General features: G+C 33.2%; 18 protein-coding genes. 7 read left to right on the top strand and 11 right to left on the bottom strand.

Going from position 1 to position 20,200, the window contains the following annotated elements:
- Nucleotides 1-28 precede the first annotated feature (28 nt).
- Both ABDW27_RS19945 and ABDW27_RS19950 read left to right on the top strand, forming a co-directional pair.
- A complete protein-coding gene (locus tag ABDW27_RS19945) occupies nucleotides 29-4,735 on the top strand; it encodes a hypothetical protein (protein ID WP_343697491.1) in 4,707 nt (1,568 codons plus the stop codon).
- A gap of 40 nt (nucleotides 4,736-4,775) precedes the next feature.
- On the top strand, nucleotides 4,776-5,114 hold the full coding sequence (locus tag ABDW27_RS19950; protein ID WP_343697492.1) for a hypothetical protein: 339 nt from the start codon (nucleotides 4,776-4,778) through the stop codon (nucleotides 5,112-5,114).
- A 7-nt stretch (nucleotides 5,115-5,121) separates the two neighbouring features.
- Here ABDW27_RS19950 and ABDW27_RS19955 read toward each other — a convergent pair whose 3' ends face one another.
- From ABDW27_RS19955 to murQ, 7 genes are all read right to left on the bottom strand, one after another.
- On the bottom strand, nucleotides 5,122-5,748 hold the full coding sequence (locus ABDW27_RS19955) for a 3'-5' exonuclease (protein ID WP_343697493.1): 627 nt from the start codon (nucleotides 5,746-5,748) through the stop codon (nucleotides 5,122-5,124).
- Nucleotides 5,749-5,750: 2 nt separating this feature from the next.
- Entirely contained in the window at nucleotides 5,751-7,670 is a 1,920-nt protein-coding gene (locus tag ABDW27_RS19960; protein WP_343697494.1) for a DUF294 nucleotidyltransferase-like domain-containing protein, read from the bottom strand.
- 167 nt (nucleotides 7,671-7,837) lie between these two features.
- Nucleotides 7,838-8,209, bottom strand: a complete 372-nt coding sequence (locus ABDW27_RS19965) for a DNA topoisomerase IV (RefSeq protein ID WP_343697495.1) — start codon at nucleotides 8,207-8,209, stop codon at nucleotides 7,838-7,840.
- 96 nt (nucleotides 8,210-8,305) lie between these two features.
- Complete coding sequence (locus tag ABDW27_RS19970) at nucleotides 8,306-8,881, bottom strand: DUF1572 family protein (protein WP_343697496.1); 576 nt, start codon at nucleotides 8,879-8,881, stop codon at nucleotides 8,306-8,308.
- Nucleotides 8,882-8,883: 2 nt separating this feature from the next.
- The gene (locus tag ABDW27_RS19975; protein WP_343697497.1) at nucleotides 8,884-9,456 is read right to left on the bottom strand and encodes a pentapeptide repeat-containing protein; all 573 of its coding nucleotides are present in this window, start codon (nucleotides 9,454-9,456) and stop codon (nucleotides 8,884-8,886) included.
- A gap of 86 nt (nucleotides 9,457-9,542) precedes the next feature.
- Nucleotides 9,543-9,764, bottom strand: coding sequence for a DUF6095 family protein (locus ABDW27_RS19980; protein WP_343697498.1), 222 nt, complete (start codon nucleotides 9,762-9,764; stop codon nucleotides 9,543-9,545).
- Between the two features lie 207 nt (nucleotides 9,765-9,971).
- Complete coding sequence (gene murQ, locus ABDW27_RS19985) at nucleotides 9,972-10,784, bottom strand: N-acetylmuramic acid 6-phosphate etherase (RefSeq protein ID WP_343697499.1); 813 nt, start codon at nucleotides 10,782-10,784, stop codon at nucleotides 9,972-9,974.
- A gap of 176 nt (nucleotides 10,785-10,960) precedes the next feature.
- On the opposite strand from murQ, the gene ABDW27_RS19990 reads away from it, so the two are divergent.
- Both ABDW27_RS19990 and ABDW27_RS19995 read left to right on the top strand, forming a co-directional pair.
- Nucleotides 10,961-12,100, top strand: coding sequence for an AraC family transcriptional regulator (locus ABDW27_RS19990; RefSeq protein WP_343697500.1), 1,140 nt, complete (start codon nucleotides 10,961-10,963; stop codon nucleotides 12,098-12,100).
- 156 nt (nucleotides 12,101-12,256) lie between these two features.
- Entirely contained in the window at nucleotides 12,257-14,644 is a 2,388-nt protein-coding gene (locus ABDW27_RS19995) for a TonB-dependent receptor (protein ID WP_343697501.1), read from the top strand.
- A 192-nt stretch (nucleotides 14,645-14,836) separates the two neighbouring features.
- On the opposite strand, the gene ABDW27_RS20000 is transcribed toward ABDW27_RS19995, so the two are convergent.
- Both ABDW27_RS20000 and ABDW27_RS20005 read right to left on the bottom strand, forming a co-directional pair.
- Nucleotides 14,837-15,505, bottom strand: a complete 669-nt coding sequence (locus ABDW27_RS20000; RefSeq protein WP_343697502.1) for a ZIP family metal transporter — start codon at nucleotides 15,503-15,505, stop codon at nucleotides 14,837-14,839.
- Nucleotides 15,506-15,603: 98 nt separating this feature from the next.
- The gene (locus ABDW27_RS20005) at nucleotides 15,604-16,368 is read right to left on the bottom strand and encodes a class I SAM-dependent methyltransferase (protein WP_343697503.1); all 765 of its coding nucleotides are present in this window, start codon (nucleotides 16,366-16,368) and stop codon (nucleotides 15,604-15,606) included.
- A 135-nt stretch (nucleotides 16,369-16,503) separates the two neighbouring features.
- Between ABDW27_RS20005 and ABDW27_RS20010 the strand changes: the two genes are divergently transcribed.
- The 3 genes from ABDW27_RS20010 to ABDW27_RS20020 all read left to right on the top strand — a co-directional run bounded on the left by ABDW27_RS20010 (nucleotide 16,504) and on the right by ABDW27_RS20020 (nucleotide 18,789).
- A complete protein-coding gene (locus ABDW27_RS20010) occupies nucleotides 16,504-17,664 on the top strand; it encodes a THUMP domain-containing protein (protein ID WP_343697504.1) in 1,161 nt (386 codons plus the stop codon).
- A 176-nt stretch (nucleotides 17,665-17,840) separates the two neighbouring features.
- Nucleotides 17,841-18,077 (top strand): hypothetical protein, encoded by a 237-nt coding sequence (locus ABDW27_RS20015; RefSeq protein WP_343697505.1) that lies wholly within the window; start codon nucleotides 17,841-17,843, stop codon nucleotides 18,075-18,077.
- Nucleotides 18,078-18,096: 19 nt separating this feature from the next.
- Nucleotides 18,097-18,789, top strand: a complete 693-nt coding sequence (locus ABDW27_RS20020) for an aspartate/glutamate racemase family protein (RefSeq protein WP_343697506.1) — start codon at nucleotides 18,097-18,099, stop codon at nucleotides 18,787-18,789.
- 66 nt (nucleotides 18,790-18,855) lie between these two features.
- On the opposite strand, the gene ABDW27_RS20025 is transcribed toward ABDW27_RS20020, so the two are convergent.
- The gene (locus ABDW27_RS20025; RefSeq protein WP_343697507.1) at nucleotides 18,856-19,677 is read right to left on the bottom strand and encodes a DUF6048 family protein; all 822 of its coding nucleotides are present in this window, start codon (nucleotides 19,675-19,677) and stop codon (nucleotides 18,856-18,858) included.
- Nucleotides 19,649-20,197: a DUF6452 family protein gene (locus ABDW27_RS20030; protein WP_343697508.1), complete on the bottom strand. Its 549-nt coding sequence runs from the start codon at nucleotides 20,195-20,197 to the stop codon at nucleotides 19,649-19,651. Before ABDW27_RS20030 ends, ABDW27_RS20025 begins: the two co-directional genes overlap by 29 nt.
- Nucleotides 20,198-20,200: the final 3 nt, after the last annotated feature.

The following is a 20,200-nucleotide window of genomic DNA, read 5'->3' on the forward strand; positions in this document are numbered from 1 at the left end:
TTTCAATTTACAATATAGATTATTTACTATGAAGAAGTTTTACAACTTATATTTATCTGCCTTATTTACTCTGTTTTGGATTTTTAGTTCTTACGGGCAGGATATAGTACCTCCCAAAGAGCTGAATGCAGCAGCCGGTTCGATAGAAAAGATAGCCGCTGCAGATCGCTGGGTAGATCATTTTTCGAATCAGGATTTGGTTGAACTTCCTGTTGGTATTCGAAATACAGTAAACAATGTTCAATATTCTATTGGGATAACAAAAGCAGTATTTTCACCAGAATATACGACTTTAACTGTATTCTGCAGGGTTGATATTCCGCAGAAAAATGAAAAAGGTCAGCCAATGCAGCTGTTTTTTGGAGCCGATAATGTAAAGCTTTCTCATCAGGGCGGGATTATTGGCGAAGCAAAATTAGTATTGCTTGGCAATGTTGATATTCCGTTTAGCGATAATAAATGGCAATTGTCTTTGTATGGAGGATTTGACATGAAAACGGGAAATGTTGTCAATGATTTGACTTATGTAACAATCGACTGTGATGGTTTTAAAGAAATGAAAATCTCTGGAGCAGTTGAGTTTTCAAGAGATTTGATTCTGCCAATTGATACAAAAACTCAAACTGTTGACGAAGCAAAAACAACAATACCTAAAACATTCTATAATGGTGTTACAAAACAGATTCCTAACAGAGTTCGAGGAGAATTCAGTTTTACAGCTGGTGACTGGAATGATATTTTAGTGAATGTAAGCCTGCAGCCGTTTGTGTTGAAAGACAAACGCAACGGAAAAGATTTTGAAGGTAATTTTCAGTTTTTGATCAGCAATGCAGTATTGGATTTAAGTGACTTGAAAAACGATCCAAAAGTAGTTTTTCCGGATTATTATACAAAAAATGCCCTTTTGGCACCAAGCCCTGAATCGTGGAAAGGAGTATTTATTGAAACTTTTGATGTAGGATTGCCAAAGGAATTCCAAACGACAGATACTGCATCAAATAAGGGAAGAATCCATGTAGGAGCACAAAATCTTATTATTGACAAATTTGGAGTTTCGGGAACTTTTTATGCAGATAATGTTTTTCCACTTGATAGAGGAATTACAAGTGAAGAAAAATCATGGGCATATTCTCTGGATCATATCGATGTCACTATTGCTGCCAATATTTTTGTAAAAGCAAATTTAAGCGGTCAGATTCTCTTGCCGATAAGTAAGGCACCAAAAGAAGATAAAAAAGATACAGCAATTGCATCAACGAGAAAAACAGAGCCTGAATTAGCAGATAATACAAATGTAATTAAAGCAGCAACTCCAAAATCACCACCGCAAACCAATAGAGCAGGTTTGTATTATAACGGATTTATATCTATTGAACAGCAACAGCTGGTTGTGGTGACAAAAGATTCGATCGCGTTTGATATTTGGAAAGCAAAAGCATTGTTACTGCCAAATAGTTCTGTGGAATTAAATTTAGTCAACGGAAGATTTTTGCCCAAAGCCAATTTAAATGGATCAGTTTCTTTTGGAACAAATAAAACTGCTACAGATGATAAGGATGTTGAAGGAAAACATACCGTAGATTTTAAAGGAATCACTTTTGAAAACTTACAGTTACAGACCGTCTCTCCGATAATTTCTGTTCGAAATATGGGATATAAAGGCACAGTTGCTTTTGGTAATTTTCCTGTTTCCATTGGCAATATAAATATTGCGATTAATGGAAATGATTCCCGAATCGATTTTGATTTAGGAATAAATTTAATGGAGAGTGTTGGTGCCGGAGCAACAGCCCGAGTTGGGATATTGGGAAAAATGTATGATGACGGATATAGGCAAAAAAGCCGTTATGCAGGCCTTGATCTTTCAGCCATTAATATAAATTGTGAGTTTGGCGGAATGAAAATGAAAGGGGGACTGATTTTGATGGAAAAGGATCCTGTATATGGTGATGGTTTCAATGCAGATTTAGAAGTAGATGTAAAATTAGTGACTGTAAAAGCAAAAGCTATTTTCGGCCGTACAACATTCAGGTACTGGTATTTTGATGCGTCAGTAAAATTATCTCCAACTCCAGCACCATTTATGATTAATGGTTTTGGCGGTGGGGCGTATTATAAAATGCGCCGAAATTCTGATATAGCTATTGGTGATTTTTCTCCTTCGGGACTCAGTTATACACCTGACGAAAAAATAAATTTAGGCCTTAAGGCTTTGGTTTATTTTCATATCGGTTCAGAAACAATTTGTGATGGTGAAGCCGGATTTGAAATGGTGTTCAACTCAAAGGGTGGATTAAACAGAGTAGCCGTTTTTGGAAAAGCAGATGTGATGGCTAAAATTCCAGGAATGGACAAGATAAATAATTTGATTCAGAAAGTTGCTACGAATGTTACTTCAAAAACCAGCTTTTTAGGTATTAGCGAGTCAGATTTAAAAGGTTCTTTTGCCAGTAAATATATTCCAGAAGCAGATAAAGCAATACCTACACCATTGTCAGAAGATGTGGGGATAAGAATGGCAGCAGCTATAGAGTTTGATTTTCAGAATAATTCTCTGCATGCCACAACTGATGTCTACATCAATACTCCGGGAAATTTCCTATCGGGAACAGGGCCAGGAGGAAGAGCTATTTGGGGAGTTTTTCATAAAGACCCAAAAGATTGGTATATGTATATAGGAACACCAGACGACAGATGTGGCATAAAAATAGGAGTGGCAGGTGCATTCTTAAAAACGTCGAGTTACTTTATGGCAGGAAACAAACTTCCGGCAAGTCCTCAACCGCCAGCAGTTGTAGCACAGATTTTAGGCGTCGATGCCAAGCAGTTAGATTACATGCGTGATGAAAATACATTGGCCAATGGAGGCGGGTTGGCATTTGGATCAAGTTTAGACTTTGATACCGGAGATTTGAGTTTCTTGCTTTTCTATGCCCGTTTTCAAGCAGGAATGGGATTCGATATTATGCTTAAGGATTACCAAGAAGCCAGATGTTCTAATACTGGAAAATTGGTCGGTATAAATGGTTGGTATGCCAACGGGCAATCTTATGCTTATTTGCAGGGAGAATTGGGAGTAAGAATAAAACTTGCTTTTATAAAAATGAAAGTTCCAATCATTTCTGGAGGAGCTGCAGTTTTGTTGCAGGCAAAACTGCCAAATCCGGTTTGGATGCGAGGTTATGTGGGAGGAAATATGAATGTTTTGGGAGGATTAATTAAAGGCAAATTCAGATTCAAATTAGAAATTGGTCAAGAATGTCAGTTTGAAAATGCTTCTCCTCTAGGCGGAATTAAATTAATAACAGACGTAACACCAAAACAAAGTTCAGCAGATGTTGATGTTTTTGCTGTACCGCAGGCTGCTTTTTCAATGAAAGTCAATGAAGCATTTGTAATTCCTGAAGATACTGGAGATGTTACTTATAAAGTAATATTAGAAAAATTCAAAGTTTTTGATGGAACAAAAGAAATAACAGGAACTTTCGAATGGAGCTCAATGAAAGACAGAGTAAATTTTGTTTCAACAGATATTTTGCCACCAAACAAAGAACTGAAAGTTCAGGTTGAAGTTAGTTTTCAAAAGATGGTAAATGGTGTTTTCCAGCCAATAAAAGTAGATGGGAAAATTGCTACTGAATATGAGGAAAGATTATTTACAACAGGCGGAGCACCAAATCATATTCCTCTTTCAAATATTAAATACTCATATCCGGTTGTAAATCAGAAATATTTCCTTGAAGAAGAATATCCAAAAGGATATATTCAGTTAAAAAGAGGTCAGGATTATTTGTTTGAAGATGCGAGTTGGGAAACCAGTATCAAAATAAATGAAGATGGAATGTCAAATGTAAAAGCGACAGCTTTTAATTATGATATAACTAAAAATGAAGTGTATTATGATCTGCCTAATATTAAGCAAGAAAAGAAATATAACTTTTCAATAGTGAGCAGTTTAAAAAAGACTCCATCTAGGAATACTCAATCAAATACACGAACAAATACAATCAGTGATGAAGGCAATGATATTGAGATAAAAGAAAATCAAGCGGATGCAGTATCAAAAGCAGAAGGAAGTATTGATCGTTTATCCTATTCGTTTAATTCGAGTAAATATAAAACCTTTACGGCTAAAATGAATGCTATCAATACGCAGAGTTATAATTTCGGAGTATTGTATTCAGATGTTATTTATTTGACAAATACGATTTCAAGTCAAGAAGCATTTGATATAGTTGAGCTTCAAGGGGTAAATTATAGTGATAATAAACCAATTATCACAGCAGAATCTAAACTAAATGATGAGTATTATACAACGGATATTTATCCGTATCTGTATAAAGACTATCCTTTACTTGGAAATTACACTATTAAGTATAGAGACACAGATGAATTGGGGGTTATTCCGGCAAAAGCGATTCCACTAAATGCTTATTATATGACCAGTATAGAGAATGATGTAAACCAATCCTGGACAAAAGGTAATTTCCCTTTTAAATACAATATGCCGTTGCTTTACAAACAAGATTGGGTGGATTTAAATAATCAGATTATTAATGCTTATATCAATGGAGATAGAAATGTTGAGTCTTTAGCGAAACGTTTTTTAAATAGTAATTACCAGTTTATGCGTTATGGCAATTATGAAATTTTAATAAAGTATAATTTGCCGGGAGACAAAAAGTCTAATGAATATACTTATAAGTATAAAAATAATAATAAGTTTAGATTGTAAGCAATGTAGACTTTGAAGATTAATGAATAAAAATAAAAAGATGAAAAAGAAAATCATTTTTCTACTGTTTCTATTATCCAGTTGCACTAATAATAGATTTTATGGCAGTATTTACGATTACGATACTGATAAACCAATAAAAAATGTAACCGTGAATATCAATAACATTAAGACCCAGACAGATAGTCTGGGATCTTTTGTTGTAGAAATAAAATCAAATAGAGATTGTATAATACTATTACAAAAAGATGGATATGCAGATAAAAAAGTATATAGAAAACCCGACTCTTTAGGTAAATTTTCAAAAAAATACTTCAAAAACAATAAAATTTATTTATTCAAGAAAGACAGTGAATTTTTAAATAAAAATAAGTTGTAGAATCATTTTATTTAAAAAGAGAATTCAAATTGATTTCTTTTTTCTCTTTCAACTTCTTCACAATTTTAAGAAATGCGATAGCAGTAATGTAAGCATCACCTAAAGCAGTATGACGGTCTTTTTTAGAAATATCAAACTTATCAGCAAGATCGTCTAAAGTGTAATGATCTTTGCGTTCAAATAAATGAGATTTAATCAAAGTTCTTTTATATAAATACGCTGTATCTAAAGTTTTGTTATTTAAGACCGGAAGCCCATTACGTTCTAATGCTTTGTTGATGATTGTAACATCAAAAATAGTATGATGCGCAATAATTACAGAATCGCCTAAAAATTCCAAAAACTGTTGCAAAGCCTCTAATTCCGTCGGACGTTTTATAAGCAGATCTTTTAAAATACCATGAATTTGTGCAGTCGATTTATCATAATGATCTTGTTCAAGATAGATTTCAAAACTATCCTGAACAGAAATAACTCCATTTTGCATAACTAAAGCACCAATACATAAAATTCGGTCATTTTCGTAATCAAAACCTGTCGTTTCGGTATCTAAAACCACAAAACGAGTTTCCTCAATTGTGATATTTTCATCAAATAGATTTTCTTCTTTTTTCCAAAAATTGAATAAACTCATGATTATACCAGATTTGAGATATTAAAACGTACTGAAATCAATTCCTGAAGCTCTTTAATAGTTTTAAAAGTACGTTTCAGTTTAATTTTTTCCATTTTGGATAAAGATTCCAAAGCAATAAACTGTCCTGAATCATGATGCAAAAGTCCTTGCTTGGTTCTAAATTTCAATAAAGCTTTAAACGAATACGAACACGATAAATACAATTCTCTGTTTGTAGGTTCAAGTTCTGCTAATTTTTCAAAACGTTCAGCCGTATTGCTGATTGATTTTACCGAATGAGATAAAATCAAAACCCTGGCAGCATCCGTTAAAGGCATTAAAGCCCTTCTTTTAATATCAAAATTATCTTTATTTGCACCGTCCTGTTCAACTAAAAACTGTCTGAAAAATCCAGTAGGCGAAGGGCTTTGCAATGCACCGCTCACCAAATGCATATAGAAAATAGGATTGGCTTTAATTGTCTCAAAAATATAGTCAGATAAGTGATTGACGATTTCAGTATCGCCATACGTAGAGCTGTAATCAAAGAAAATGAATGAAAGTAAAACTTCATTTTTTCCGGGATTGGTAATCCAGTAATGAACCTGAGTTTTCCATTCATCAAGGCTCATGCACCATTTTGGGTTCGAAGCCATCATTTCGGCAGGGCAATAATCATAACCAATATCAAAAAGGCCTTTATTAACAAGTCCGGAGAGTTTTAAGAAATATATTTTAGTTTCGTCTCTAAAAACTTCATTTACATTTTCATATACAATTGCATTGTCCTGATCTGTATGCAGCATTTGTTCGCCTCTTCCTTGGCTTCCGAGAGCCAGCCATGCAAATTTTACCGGCGGCGGACTGCTCATTTTATCAAGACAAATTTCTATAACTCGATTTGTACAGGCTTCATTAAGTTCAGTTATGATTTTGGTAATTAAAGTCATCGGAATATTTTGGTCCAGATATCCCTGAAGTAACTGCATTATTTGGTTGCGAATAGGTTTTATTTCTTTGATTTTTTTCGTGCGTTTTAAAGCTTTTATCAAAACTGCAGGATTATTTCCAAGTGCAACCATGACATCATGTTTGGATAAAATTCCAACTGCTTTGGTATTAACAGTTCCGTCTTTTGTTAGACATAAATGACTGATATTACTTTTCATCATGGCCATTTGTGCCTCTGTAACCGTCATTTTTTTCGGATACGTAATAACTGGTTTTGTCATTATCGTTTCGGCAGTTGTTGTAATTGGAAAATCGCCAGTAACAACCTTATTTCGAAGATCTTTATCAGTTAATATACCAATAGGAAGCATTTCATCCACAATCAAAATGGCTCCTACTTTCTTTTTGCCCATAATTTTAGCAATATCCTTTACAGTGGTGGAAGGACTGCAGGTTACTATTTTTTTTGAATATTTGATGGGTGTTAAATCAAATGAATGATTACTTGAATGCAGATTTTCATTCAGAAGATCATCGCCATACAGTTTATCTTTATGAATGTCTGAATAAGGATTTCGGGTGTTTGAGGCATAACTTTCAATCAGGAAATTACCAACATTTCTGTTTTCAAGCGCATAAGGTTTGAAAACAGCAATTGGAATCGCATAGAGAATACTTTCTTCATGTGCCACAGCTTCCATAATATAGTTTTCCTGTGCCAAAAGCGGACGTAATCCAAAAATGTCACCTTCGTCACACATGTCTAAAACGCTATTTTTAGTGCTTTTTTTCAACGCAACAGCGCCTTTATGAACGACATAAAAAGAATCATGTGTTTTATCATTTTCGGCAAAAATCACAGCATCTTTTTCTTTATAAATAATAGAAATCTGTTCAGATAGTTTTTCTAAATCTTTCTGATGCAAAAAATTAAACGGTGGAAATCCTTTTAAAAAGTCGGCAACTCTTTGCGAAATGGTATTTTTCATTTGGTTAGATTAAAGCCCTAAAATACTATTTTAAAATAGAAATGTAAAAGAAACACGTTTGTTTTTTGAGTTACAAAGTTACAGACAGGCAAAGGTTCAAAGTCGAAATACATTATTGTACAAAAAAAGCTCCAAAATAGGAGCTTTCAATATTGTTTTAAAAAGTCTTAATCAACTTTGTAAACTTTTCCTCTTTGCTTTTCTTCAGAGCCAACCATTCCAAATTCAAAAGTGTATGAATCTTTTTCAGTTGTTAAAATTTTCATGCTGATAGCTTTTTCCTCAGCCATATTTTTTGGATGTTTCTTTTGCAGAACATATTCGCAATCACTTACCCAGCGAATTGTCGAAGTATCTGTTTTTCCTTCAAAAGTTTCAATTTCAATACTGTCTTTGCGCTCAAAAAAAGTAGTTTTTTTAACGCCGTTTAGTTCAAACTCAAATTTGAATTTTCCGTTTTTAAAATCTTTACAGTTATGTTCGGCATTATAACATGATACTAAAGCCAGTACCGGAAATAAGAATAGTATTTTTTTCATTTTTTTTTATGCTTTTAAGCTTTATATAATAGGTTTTAAGCTTTAGTTTGGCCGCATTTTTGCTTATTGCTTACAGCCTAAAGCCTATGGCTTTTATTATTTCAATCTCTTTAATTCATCATCAGTAAAGTTCTTGATTTCTTTCTCTTTGGCAAACTTTTCGGCATTGTAATTTCCTGATTTATTCTTCGGAATTGATAAGCTTTCCCACTCACTGTTTTTCAATTGTTTGGCATAAAAAACAATCTGTCCCACGTGATAAGGATAATGTGCCAGCTGACGGTTTATGGCTTCAATAACTGTATGGCCTTCATTTCGAATATAAATAATATCAGAAAGCTGTTCTGGTTTTAGACTTTTTAAAGCATTTTCAAAACAATTCCAGCCTTTGTTCCAAACTTCGAGAACTTCTTCTTTCGATTTTAAATCATTTTCAAATTCGGCATCACGGTTACGCCATTCTTTCTCACCATCAGAAGTTAAAAAATCGGTCCAGCGTGAAAGCATATTACCAGAAATGTGTTTAATAATCGTAGCAATACTGTTAGTATCTTCGTTTATGGATACAAAAAGCTGTTCTGGTTCTAATTGATCCATAGCCTTTTCGCCCAGCATTTTATAATACAAAAACTGTTTTTTAACGCTTTCCAGATAAGAAGTATCAGCATTCATAACTATACAATTTTGATGTCATATTTATCTAAAAGTCCCGCAATTCCCTGAGTAGAAAACTGGGCTTTTCGCATTGCATTAAATTCCGGATCTATTTTATAATTGTATGCTGTTCTAAAATCAACCGAAGCCAATTGTGTTTCGTTAAAAATAGCTCCGTCTAAATCACAATCGGCAAAAACAGAACTGGTTAAATTTGTTCCCACAAATGTTACTTCACGAACAGACGAATTTATAAACTTGGTTTTGGGCATTTTTTTATTAGAAAATATAGCATAATCGAGCGTACATTCTTCAAAATGAACCTGAAAAAGAAAATCATCACATTCATTAAATGCAATTCCCAGAAGTTTGCAATTCCTGAAATTTACATTCTTTAAACTAGTTCCTGCTAAACTTGTCATGGAAAGATTGCAATCGATAAACTCACAGTCTAAAAAACTATTTGAACTAAAATTACTGTTTGAAAAATCACAGTTTTTGAAAACACAATCTTCAAATTCCCGATTGTTTATTCGTTTATCAATATAAACAACTTTCTCGAATGTTTTTTGAATGTGGATTATTTCTTCCATGAATTTTAAATAAAGATTTTGAATTGTAAGTTTTAATTAAACCCGACAGATTTTTAAAACCTGTCGGGTTTGTTTGAACGACTCATTTAGTCATTAAACAAACCTCTCATAATAATTTTCAGTCCTAAAAAGGTCAAAAGCATTGAACCCAGACAAGCTACAATTCCAATTCCGAGAACCAAATAATGCCAGTTCGTATGCTGATTCATAAATGCGTTATATATTAATGACGGCCCAAGAAACATCAAAGGCAGAGCGCCTGTTAAATATTTAATTCCTTTTCCTAATAATTGTTTATTTGTGCTCATTTTGAAATTTTGTTTCAGGTTTCAGGTTTTCTTTGTTTAAAGTTGTTGTAAATGATATTTAACAGCAAAGTTCACAAGGTTTTTTATCTAAGCTTTGCGAACTCTGCCTTCTTAATTTTATTTAAACTTCGCGAACTTTGCGAAAAAAACTTTGAGAAAAAAACTTTGCGAACTTTGCGTTAAAATTCACATTTTACAGAAAACCTTTTACTTACTATAATTATCAACAGCATTTCTAACGCTGCCATATTTTTTCAATAACTCCGAAGCTTCTTCATACGAAACCGGAATTTCTCCCATAATCATTTTTACGCCTCTGTCAACCAGTTTAATATTACTCAACTGCATATCAACCATTTTGTTGCCTTTTACTTTTCCAAGCTGAATCATTGCAGTGGTCGAAATCATATTTAAAACTAGTTTTTGTGCAGTTCCGGCTTTCATTCTCGAACTTCCGGTTACAAATTCAGGACCTACAACTACTTCAATTGGAAATTTTGCAGTCAATGCCAGCGGACTTCCTGCATTACAGGTAATACAGCCCGTTGCAATATTGTTCTCATTACAAGTTTCTAAACCGCCAATAACATAAGGAGTTGTTCCTGATGCAGCAATCCCGATAACAATATCATTTTGATTAATATTATGAGCTTGTAAATCAATCCAGGCTTGTGTGGCATTGTCTTCGGCATTTTCTACTGCACGACGAATTGCCGTGTCGCCGCCCGCAATAATTCCGTTTACTAAATCAAAAGGAACACCAAAAGTAGGCGGACATTCTGATGCATCTACAACACCCAAACGCCCAGACGTACCGGCGCCAATGTAAAAAATACGGCCTCCCAATTTTAAATTGGCAACAACTTGTGTTACCAAAGCTTCGACTTGCGGTAAAGCTTTCTCGACAGCATGTGGTACAGTTTTGTCTTCGTTGTTAATATTGGTCAGCAGTTCCTGAACTGACATTTTTTCTAAATGTTCGTATTTTGAAGATTGTTCGGTTGTTTTTGTAAATGTCATTTTTTGTCGAAATAGTTATCCTCCAAAATTAAACTATTTTATGGCAAAAACAGGAAAAATTAGAAAGTAAACTCGCTTGGATTTTTATTTTTTTGAAGTTTTTCTTTATCCTGAAAACTTTCAGGATTCTTTCTTAATAAACTAAAATATTATATTTGTTAACTAATAAAACCCCAATGGATAAACTAAGTTTTTTGAACGGTATTGCCTGGATTGCAGTTTTTATTTCCTTGCTTCTGGCTTTCTTTTTATTTACCGTAAAAACCGAAAATAAACTGGCAAACAGATTGTTTGCTTTCTTCTTTATTTTATCTGCAATTGATCTAAGCGGATTTTTTTTCTATGAATTTATTGAGGAACAATTAGATATTGAAGTTTTTAGATGGACAACCTGTCTACTCGGAATGCCTTTATTTTACTTATTTGTTCTTGCGGTTTGTTATTCTGATTTTCAATTAAAGTGGAAACATTTACTGCATGGATTTCCCTTTATATTGGTCAATTTAATTTTTCTGCCAAGATTTTATCTGGCGGGTGAAATAGAGAAAATCCAGTTTTTTAAAGTTCACAATCAAATGCCTGAAATGCTTTTTTTTCATGCCATTGTTGAGTTTCAATATGTATTTTATATTGTGGGTGTGTTTTTAATTTTAAGAAAATATAAAGAGCTTTATTTAGAAAATTATGCCAATACAAGTTTCTCAACTTATGTTTGGCTTTTTCAAATGACTAGTGTTTTTCTTATCGCACATATTGTTGTGATATTAAAAACTTTATTGCGATACACAGATTATAATAACACTTTTATTTGGGCTAATGTTTTGGTAGGCAGCATTGCACTGCTTATTACATGCTGGTTTATCATGAAAGCGCTCAATCATCCGGAGCTTTTTAGAGGAATAAATTCTAAATTAAAACTCACTAAAGACATTCTTCCGGAAAGTACAACAAAAAACGACTCGGAAAATATTCAAAACGATTTAATTCAAACTCAGATTCATGCTTTAAGAGATTATATGACGGAAAAAGAACCTTATCTCGATCAGTCGCTTACGATACAGGAACTGGCAAATCAGATCAATATTCCGGTTCGTGATTTGTCGGTTTTGATAAATCATCATATCGATCAGCATTTTTTTGATTTTGTAAATGAATATCGTATTCAAAAAGCCATGCATATTTTAAAAGATGCTTCTAAAAAAGAACTTACGGTTTTAGAAATACTATATGAAGTTGGTTTTAATTCAAAATCTTCCTTTAATACTTCTTTTAAAAAATACACCAATTTAACGCCAACGGCTTACCGAAATAGTTGAAAATAAACATCTTGTAAAAAGTCGTACTTCATAACTAATAAAGTCGAACCAATTTCCTGAACAGAAAATGGTTCGACTTTTTTTTCTCGGTCGAATCTGGAAAATTTCTAAGGCAACTTTGCTTCAAATTAATCAAACAAGTTAAAATTAGAAATTATGAAAAATTCAAGTCTCCTTATCTTTTTACTATTGCCTTTGTTTTGTTTGGCGCAGTCAACTTTAAAATTAAAAGGAAAAGTGTCAACTGAAACTACACCTTTAGAATGGGCAGATGTTTCGATATTCAATTCAGAAGGAAAAATTATCGACGGAACTACGACCAAACAAGACGGAACTTTTGAAATTAATCTTAAAAAAGGAACTTATAAAATAGGAATCAATCTTTTAGGTTTTTCAGAATTTGAAAAAGAGATTTCTCTTGAAAAAGACACAGATTTAGGTACACTTATTATAAAAGAAACTATTGCCAATTTGAATGAAGTTGTGATAAAAACGGCAAAAAATACGGTTGAACAAAAAATTGATCGTGTAGTTTATAAAGTCGAAAATAATATTGCCGTAACAGGCGGCGATGCGCTTACAGCAATAAATACCGCTCCGGGTGTTGTCGTACAAAATAGTTCTATAAATATTTTAGGAAAAGGCGCTTCGAGAGTGATGATCGACGGAAGAATGATTGAATTATCAGGAGAGGAATTGAATAGTTTCCTGAAATCAATTTCGGCAAATGATATCAAAAGTATTGAAGTTATTGCCAATCCTCCTGCAAAATATGAAGCGAACGGAACGGGCGGAATTATCAATATTATTATGAAAAAAGGAATGCATGATTCCTGGAAAAACGCGACAACAACATCTTACGATCAAAATAAATACGGAATTTATACTTTAAGAAACAGTTTCTTCTACAACAAAAATAAATTCAGATTTGCGTTTAGCGGAAACGGACGTATTGGAAACACAAATAATACAGAAGATTTGGATATTTATTATCCAACTGGACTTTGGGAATTAAGAGATGTTTCTAAACAAAAAGAAAACAGTCTTTCGGGGCGTTTATCTTTAGATTATGATGTTTCGGATAAAACGACAATTGGTTTTCAGTATTTAAACGAAAGTTATAATCCGGATATGAATTCGAATACCAGAATCAAGATTTTTAATACTTCAAATTCAGTCGATTCGCTTTTGGTTAATAGAGGTTTTAATGATAAATATTCAGGAAGCCAGACTTATAACGCGCATTTAATTTCAAAATTAGATTCAATAGGGAAAAAAGTAAGCGTCGATTTGGATTACTTTACTTACGGTTCAAAATTCGATAAAAACTTCGTAGCAAAATCGTACTTGCCAGACGGAACGTATCAAAACACAAATCAATCAGCACGAAATAATTCAAATCAGAATATTGATAATTTTAGTTTGAAAGCTGATTTTGAACATCCAATGAAAGCTTTTGATTTTTCGTATGGCGGAAAAGTAAGTTTTGTAAAAAGTAACAGCGATGTGTTTTATTATAACACAATTTCCGGAAGTGAAGTTTTGGATGCAAATCAGTCGAATGTGTTTGAATACAAAGAAAATAATCAGGCGGTTTATATTAACGGAAATAAAAAATTCAATGATAAATTCTCTTTTCAATTGGGTTTAAGATTAGAAAATACACAAACAAACGGATATTCTGAGACGTTACATCAGGAAGTGAAAAATGATTATTTAAAGCTGTTTCCAAGTTTGTATTTAGATTATCAATTGAATGAGAATCATGGTTTTAATTTCACTTACGGAAAACGTATCAATCGCCCGGGTTTTGGTTTAATGAATCCATTTCGTTCTTATATTAATAGTAATAGTTATTCAGAAGGAAATCCGTTTTTAAGGCCTTCTTTTAGTAATAATTTTGACTTTACGTATTCTTTTAAAAAGAATTTAAGAACTAATATTTTCTTTAATAGAACAACAAATGGTTACGGAGTTGTTTTTACTTCAAATCCTGAAATCAATACGCAGGTTATAACAAGACAAAATTATTTTGATGAAAGTTCATTTGGTATTGGAGAGAGTTATTCAGCAGAAGTTACAAGCTGGTTCGAAACACTGACTTCTGTTTATCTTTTAGGTTCTAAAACAAGTTTTATTTCGGAGATAAATGCAGTTCCGTCAAACACTGAACAGCTTTATTTTACAACAGAAAATACTTTTACGCTAAGTGAAACTACAAAGCTGCAATTGGAATATTTTTACAGTTCTCCGTTTAAAAAAGGTTTATATGAAATTGGTTATATGGCTGGATTGAATATTGCAATTAGACAAAGTTTCCTGAAAAATAATCTGCAGCTGACTTTTTTGGTTAATGATATTTTTAATACGTCTTATTTAAAAGATTATAAATCGATTGTAAACGGTGTAATTCAGGTTTACAGCCAAAATGAAAGCAGTCGATTTGCAAGATTATCTGTGACTTACAACTTTGGAAATAAAAAGATTAAGGTTCAGGAACGTGATTTTGGTAATAAAGAAGAGAAAAAACGAACTGGGAAATAGTTATGAATTATAAATTGTTAATTGTCAATTGTTAATGTTGATATTGCAACCTGAAACTTGAAACCTGAAACTTTTTGCGTGAGGGATAGGAACTGGCTACCGAAGTAGCGCGGATAGCCCGGCAGTATTTAAGAAAAGGCCCAATGAACGCAAAGTTGATTGGGCCTTTTCTTAAATACTGACACGCCCAGATTATAAAAAGAATGCCAATAGAATTCCGAGAACGATCATCGAAACTTTGGCAATATTGAATTTGTGTCCTTCGCTGCTTTCAAAAATAATTGTGGACGAAATGTGGAATAAAATACCAATCACGATCGCGGTTATTTCGGTATAATAATCGTTTAAAAAAGACAGATATTCTGAAGCGACAGTTCCAAGAGGTGTCATAACAGAAAAAGTCAGCATGAAAGCAAAAATGGCTTTTTTGTTTAAATCGGCATTGATGAAAAATGTCGTTAGAATCACGGCAATTGGTAAATGATGAATCGCAATGCCAACAGCCAGATCATGATGATGACTTACCGGAAAACCTTCTAAAAAGGCATGAATACACAAACTAATGAATAAAAGCCATGGGATTTGAGACATTTTTGCGTGTCCGTGAACGTGTCCGTGTTCGGCTCCTTTTGAGAAAAATTCTAAAACAATCTGGAATAAAATTCCGACCATTATAAATAAACCAATTTTGTGATTATGAGAACTGTAAACTTCCGGCAGAAGATGCATTACGGTTAACGATAACAAAAAAGAACCGCTGAATGCGAGTAGTAATTTTAAATTGGTTTTGTTGTTTGGTTTTATAAACAAAGCCACACTATATCCTAAAAGTACAGAAAATAAGGGTAGTAAATAGTTCATTTTTAGTTTGTTTAATCGTTGATTTGTTTAATCGTTTAATCGGTTTTTGTCAATTTGTTTTACGGTTAAACAAATCAACGATTAAACGCTTAACCAATTTATTTAAAAATCATGATTAATCTTTCGCTTTCGGTTTTATGGAATTTTTTAAGCTTATAATCGCCAAAAATATCCAGAAGATAAATTCCGGCTTCTTCCATTAAATCCTGAAAATCTTTTAAAGTCAGCGCTTTTACTTTTTCGGTATAATGATATTTTCTGCCTTGGTCTTCAAAATCAATTTCTTTTAAAATATGCCCGTCTTCAACATATCTTTTAATGTGAAAATCAATTCCGTCAACCGTTTTTACTTCTTCGGGAACCAGAGTTTCGATAACCTGATTTACGTTCATAAAATCGATGACAGCAAAACCATATTCAGATAAACTTTCTTTAATTGCTTTTAGTGTTGTAAGGTTATCATCGTCACTTTCGAAGTAGCCAAAACTCGTGAAAAGATTGAAAATAGCGTCGAATTTTTCCTCAAAAGGCTCGCGCATATCATGCACTTTAAAATGCAGGTGTTCGTTGCTGTTTTTGCTGGCTTCAGCAATGCTGTTTTCAGATAAATCGGCACCTAAAACATTATAGCCTAATTGGTTCAGGTAAATAGAATGACGTCCTTTTCCGCAGGCTAAATCCAAAACTTTAGCCTTTTCAGGCAGATTTAAATAATGCGTTAAATTATCCATGAAAATCTGCGCTTCTCTATAATTTCTATCCTTGTACAGAATGTGATAATACGGAGTGTCAAACCAGGATGTGAACCAGCTTTCGGTATTTCTTTCCGGATTTGGTGTAGATGAGTTGGGTGCGTCAGACATTTATTCTATTTCAATTAATTCAAAGTCCGGCAAATTTAGTGTATTTTTGCCGAAAAATAACTATTTCGCTGCGATACCTAAATAAACGTTAGCGTCTGTCGGCGATCGGGGTTGTTTTTTAAAACAAAAATAAAGATGGAAGAAAATTTTAGAATGATTGCCAAATGTTTTTTTGGCTTTGAAGAAATATTAGAAAAAGAATTGCGTACGCTTGGTGCTCAGGATGTCGAAAAAGGTGTGCGTATGGTAAGTTTTAAAGGAGATAAAGGGTTTATGTACAAAGCTAATTTATCGCTTAGAACAGCACTTAAAGTTCTAAAACCAATTTATTCTTTTAGAGCTAATAACGAACAGGCTTTGTATAAAGGAATTGCCGGCATAAACTGGTCAAAACTCCTGAATGCAAACCAAACCTTTGTTATTGATACAACGGTTCATTCTACTTATTTTAATCATTCGGAGTTTGTTTCTCAAAAATGTAAAGATGCGATTGTCGATCAGTTTAGAGAAAGAACAGGGCAGAGACCAAGTATCGATAAACAATATCCGGATTTAAGAATTAATGTACATATTGATAGAGATCAGGTTTCGGTTTCTTTAGATACATCAGGAAATTCACTTCATCAGCGTGGTTATAGAACGGCTACGAATATTGCGCCTATAAACGAGGTTTTAGCTGCTGGAATTCTTTTGTTATCTGGCTGGGATGGCCAAAGTCATTTTTTAGATCCAATGTGCGGTTCCGGAACTTTTCTTGCCGAAGCGGCAATGATTGCCTGTAATATTCCGGCTAATATTAACCGAAAAGAATTTGCTTTCGAAAAATGGAAAGACTGGGATAACGATTTGTTTGATACAATCGTTGATAGTTTAATGAAGAAAACCAGAGAGTTTCACTATACTATAAAAGGTTTTGACAAAGCACCAAGTGCGGTTAGCAAAGCAAAAGATAATATCAGAAATGCCAATCTTGATGATTATATAACGATTCACGAAGACAACTTTTTTGATACTGAAAAAGAAGTTGAAGGAAAACTGCACATGGTTTTCAATCCGCCTTATGATGAGCGTTTAGATATTCACATGGAGCGTTTTTATCAAAATATCGGGGATACTTTAAAGAAAAATTATCCGGGAACAAATGCCTGGTTTATAACCGCAAATCTTGAAGCCTTGAAATTTGTTGGATTAAAACCGTCAAGAAAAATCAAACTTTTCAACGGAAGCCTTGAAGCTCGTTTGGTTAAATACGAAATGTACGAAGGAAGTAAAAGAACGAAATTTCAAGTTTCTTAATAGTTACAAAGTGACAAAGGTTAAAAGTAACAAAGAAAAAAACTTTACCCCTTTCTTTCTTTGTAGCTTTGAACCTAAAAAATAAGTCAAGTAAATAATATAAAGCTGTAGCTGCAGAGTTGCAAAGAAAAAAACTTTGCCTCTTTGTCACTTTGTAGCTTTGAATCTAAAAAAAAATGACAAAACTACAAGTAAGAGCATTCCTGTATCAATTAGGAACATTTGCAATTTTATTTATTTTAGGAAGATTTATAATTGCGCAATACACTGGATTAACAGGAATCTGGATTCCGATGACATCGTTTGTTGTGGCAACTATTATTGGGCCTAAATTTCAGGCTGTAAAAACAAAAGACGGCGAAAAACTTTTTATGAAATGGATTTTTATAAAAGGAATTAGAATTATCGGATAAAATTTTAAAATCAGCAATTATGAGGAAAATAGGCCTTATTGGCGGGATAAGCTGGGTTTCGACTTCAGATTATTACAGACTTATAAATCTTGGAATAAATGAAAAACGGGGAGGTTTAAACTTCTCTGAATGTTTGGTTTACTCGTTTAATTATGCTGATATTAAAAAGAATAACGACAATAATGACTGGGATTCGACTTTTAAAATGCTTTTTAAAGGCTGCGAATTTTTAAAATCCGGCGGGGCAGAAGCTATCGTTTTATGTGCCAATACAATGCATTTAATTGCTGATAAACTTCAGGAAGCGATTGATTTGCCTATTATTCATATTGCGGCAGAAACAGCTGTTGAAATTGAGAAACAAAACCTGAAAAAAGTAGGGTTATTGGGAACCAAATTTACAATGGAACTTGATTTCTTTAAAGATAAGCTAAAAGCGAAAGGTATTGAAGCTATTATTCCTGCTAATGAAGAAGTTAAAGATTTTATTCATTATACTATTTTTGAAGAACTTGGCAGAGGAATTGTGACGGATGAAACTAAAAAACGTTATCTCGAAATTGCTAATGAACTGGTTAAAAATGGTGCAGAAGGCATTATTTTAGGATGTACCGAAATTCCGATGGTAATAAAAGAAGGAGATTTATCAGTTCCTATTTTTGATACAACTTTAATACATGCAAAAGCGGCAGTTGAATTTCAATTGTCTTAAAATAAAAGAAAACTAAAAAGCCTCAAATTATTGAATTTGAGGCTTTTTAAATTATATGAAAAAATATTATTTTTTCTTAGGAGCTTCTTTTACGATTTCAGGAACAACTACTTTCTTTTTGTAAATCGGAATAAAATACGAAACTGTGTAATTAAATCCTACACCAAAACTTCCGTCATAAGTTCTGTTGAATCCCGGAATATAAAGATTATCAAAACCAGAAGGTTTGTTGTTCATTGCTAAAAGCTTTAGCTGAACGCCAAAACCAACAAAAAGGTTGTTAAAAACTTCTGCTTTAATTCCCATAGCAACTTCAAACCACGCAGCGGTTAAACCATTGTATTTTTGATCAACATTTATTGACGGCTGTTCTCCCCAATAAGGATTTGGATTGTAAATTTTATAACTGTTTAAAGTCTGGCTAAAATTACTAAAACCTCCTCTTAAACCTATTGTTATAAGGTTTTCCATATCCAGCCAGTTTTCATATAAATTATAATCAAAACCTGCTTTTATATAAGTTCCTGTTGCAGTAGAGTTTAATCTGTCATCATCGGTTGTTTTATCTTCAAAACCAAGTTCGGCAGCGGCGTAGTATTTTTTTGTTAAACGCCAGTCGGCAGTAAATTCAACACCTTTATAATCTTTGTCGTAAAATCCTCTTGTTAGTTTGTATAAATCAACACCAACACGTAGACCATAACGATCTGTTTTTAAAGGAATACTATCTTTTTTAACTTCCTGAACGTCTGGTTTTGAAGCTTTGGTTTTTGGCTTTTCAGTAACAACTTCTTTTACAGCTGTAGAATCTTTTACTTCCTGAGCCTGTCCCAAAAACATGAACAGCAAAAAGCAAAGGCTAAAAATATACTTTAACGTGTGTTTCATTTTCAAGTTCTATATTAGATTCTACTACATTAACATTTAACATCCATATCCCGTCTCCGGCAGGATCTGTTTTTATAAGTCCTGAATTTGCAGTTGCATCACGAGGATTTAATGTAAAAGTGGTTTTAAAACCGCAGGCTCTCGAAACATATACACTTTGTGTTGCATAATTAAATGTCAAAACATCTGTGTTAGGAGATGCGCTGGTAGCATTAAAAATAAACTTATAAGAAGTAGAAGTACCATCTGTTTTTAATGGTATAGAAATTTTGCTTCCACTCGTTAAATATTTCGTTACCGAAGTGCCGTTTTCGTTAAAAACAATAGCGTCAGTATCATCTTTACCTACACCCACTACTTTTAAGTTGGTAACAGGTCTAAGAACGGTAGGAGCCGCATTATCATAAAATTCGATTACTAATCGGGGAGTGGTTGGTGTATTTGCATCGCAAATATCATCTTTCTCACAACCGGATAATCCAAAAGTAAAGATTAATAAAAGAGAAACTATTTTTTTCATTTA

Source organism: Flavobacterium sp. (assembly GCF_039595935.1).
In the GTDB taxonomy this organism is placed as follows: domain Bacteria; phylum Bacteroidota; class Bacteroidia; order Flavobacteriales; family Flavobacteriaceae; genus Flavobacterium.

Bases quoted from the DNA above. Each gene is read 5' to 3' on its own strand.
- ABDW27_RS19945 (WP_343697491.1), top strand. From the start codon at position 29: ATGAAGAAGTTTTACAACTTATATTTATCTGCCTTATTTACTCTGTTT.
- ABDW27_RS19950 (WP_343697492.1), top strand. From the start codon at position 4,776: ATGAAAAAGAAAATCATTTTTCTACTGTTTCTATTATCCAGTTGCACT.
- ABDW27_RS19955 (WP_343697493.1), bottom strand. From the start codon at position 5,748: ATGAGTTTATTCAATTTTTGGAAAAAAGAAGAAAATCTATTTGATGAA.
- ABDW27_RS19960 (WP_343697494.1), bottom strand. From the start codon at position 7,670: ATGAAAAATACCATTTCGCAAAGAGTTGCCGACTTTTTAAAAGGATTT.
- ABDW27_RS19965 (WP_343697495.1), bottom strand. From the start codon at position 8,209: ATGAAAAAAATACTATTCTTATTTCCGGTACTGGCTTTAGTATCATGT.
- ABDW27_RS19970 (WP_343697496.1), bottom strand. From the start codon at position 8,881: ATGAATGCTGATACTTCTTATCTGGAAAGCGTTAAAAAACAGTTTTTG.
- ABDW27_RS19975 (WP_343697497.1), bottom strand. From the start codon at position 9,456: ATGGAAGAAATAATCCACATTCAAAAAACATTCGAGAAAGTTGTTTAT.
- ABDW27_RS19980 (WP_343697498.1), bottom strand. From the start codon at position 9,764: ATGAGCACAAATAAACAATTATTAGGAAAAGGAATTAAATATTTAACA.
- murQ (WP_343697499.1), bottom strand. From the start codon at position 10,784: ATGACATTTACAAAAACAACCGAACAATCTTCAAAATACGAACATTTA.
- ABDW27_RS19990 (WP_343697500.1), top strand. From the start codon at position 10,961: ATGGATAAACTAAGTTTTTTGAACGGTATTGCCTGGATTGCAGTTTTT.
- ABDW27_RS19995 (WP_343697501.1), top strand. From the start codon at position 12,257: ATGAAAAATTCAAGTCTCCTTATCTTTTTACTATTGCCTTTGTTTTGT.
- ABDW27_RS20000 (WP_343697502.1), bottom strand. From the start codon at position 15,505: ATGAACTATTTACTACCCTTATTTTCTGTACTTTTAGGATATAGTGTG.
- ABDW27_RS20005 (WP_343697503.1), bottom strand. From the start codon at position 16,368: ATGTCTGACGCACCCAACTCATCTACACCAAATCCGGAAAGAAATACC.
- ABDW27_RS20010 (WP_343697504.1), top strand. From the start codon at position 16,504: ATGGAAGAAAATTTTAGAATGATTGCCAAATGTTTTTTTGGCTTTGAA.
- ABDW27_RS20015 (WP_343697505.1), top strand. From the start codon at position 17,841: ATGACAAAACTACAAGTAAGAGCATTCCTGTATCAATTAGGAACATTT.
- ABDW27_RS20020 (WP_343697506.1), top strand. From the start codon at position 18,097: ATGAGGAAAATAGGCCTTATTGGCGGGATAAGCTGGGTTTCGACTTCA.
- ABDW27_RS20025 (WP_343697507.1), bottom strand. From the start codon at position 19,677: ATGAAACACACGTTAAAGTATATTTTTAGCCTTTGCTTTTTGCTGTTC.
- ABDW27_RS20030 (WP_343697508.1), bottom strand. From the start codon at position 20,197: ATGAAAAAAATAGTTTCTCTTTTATTAATCTTTACTTTTGGATTATCC.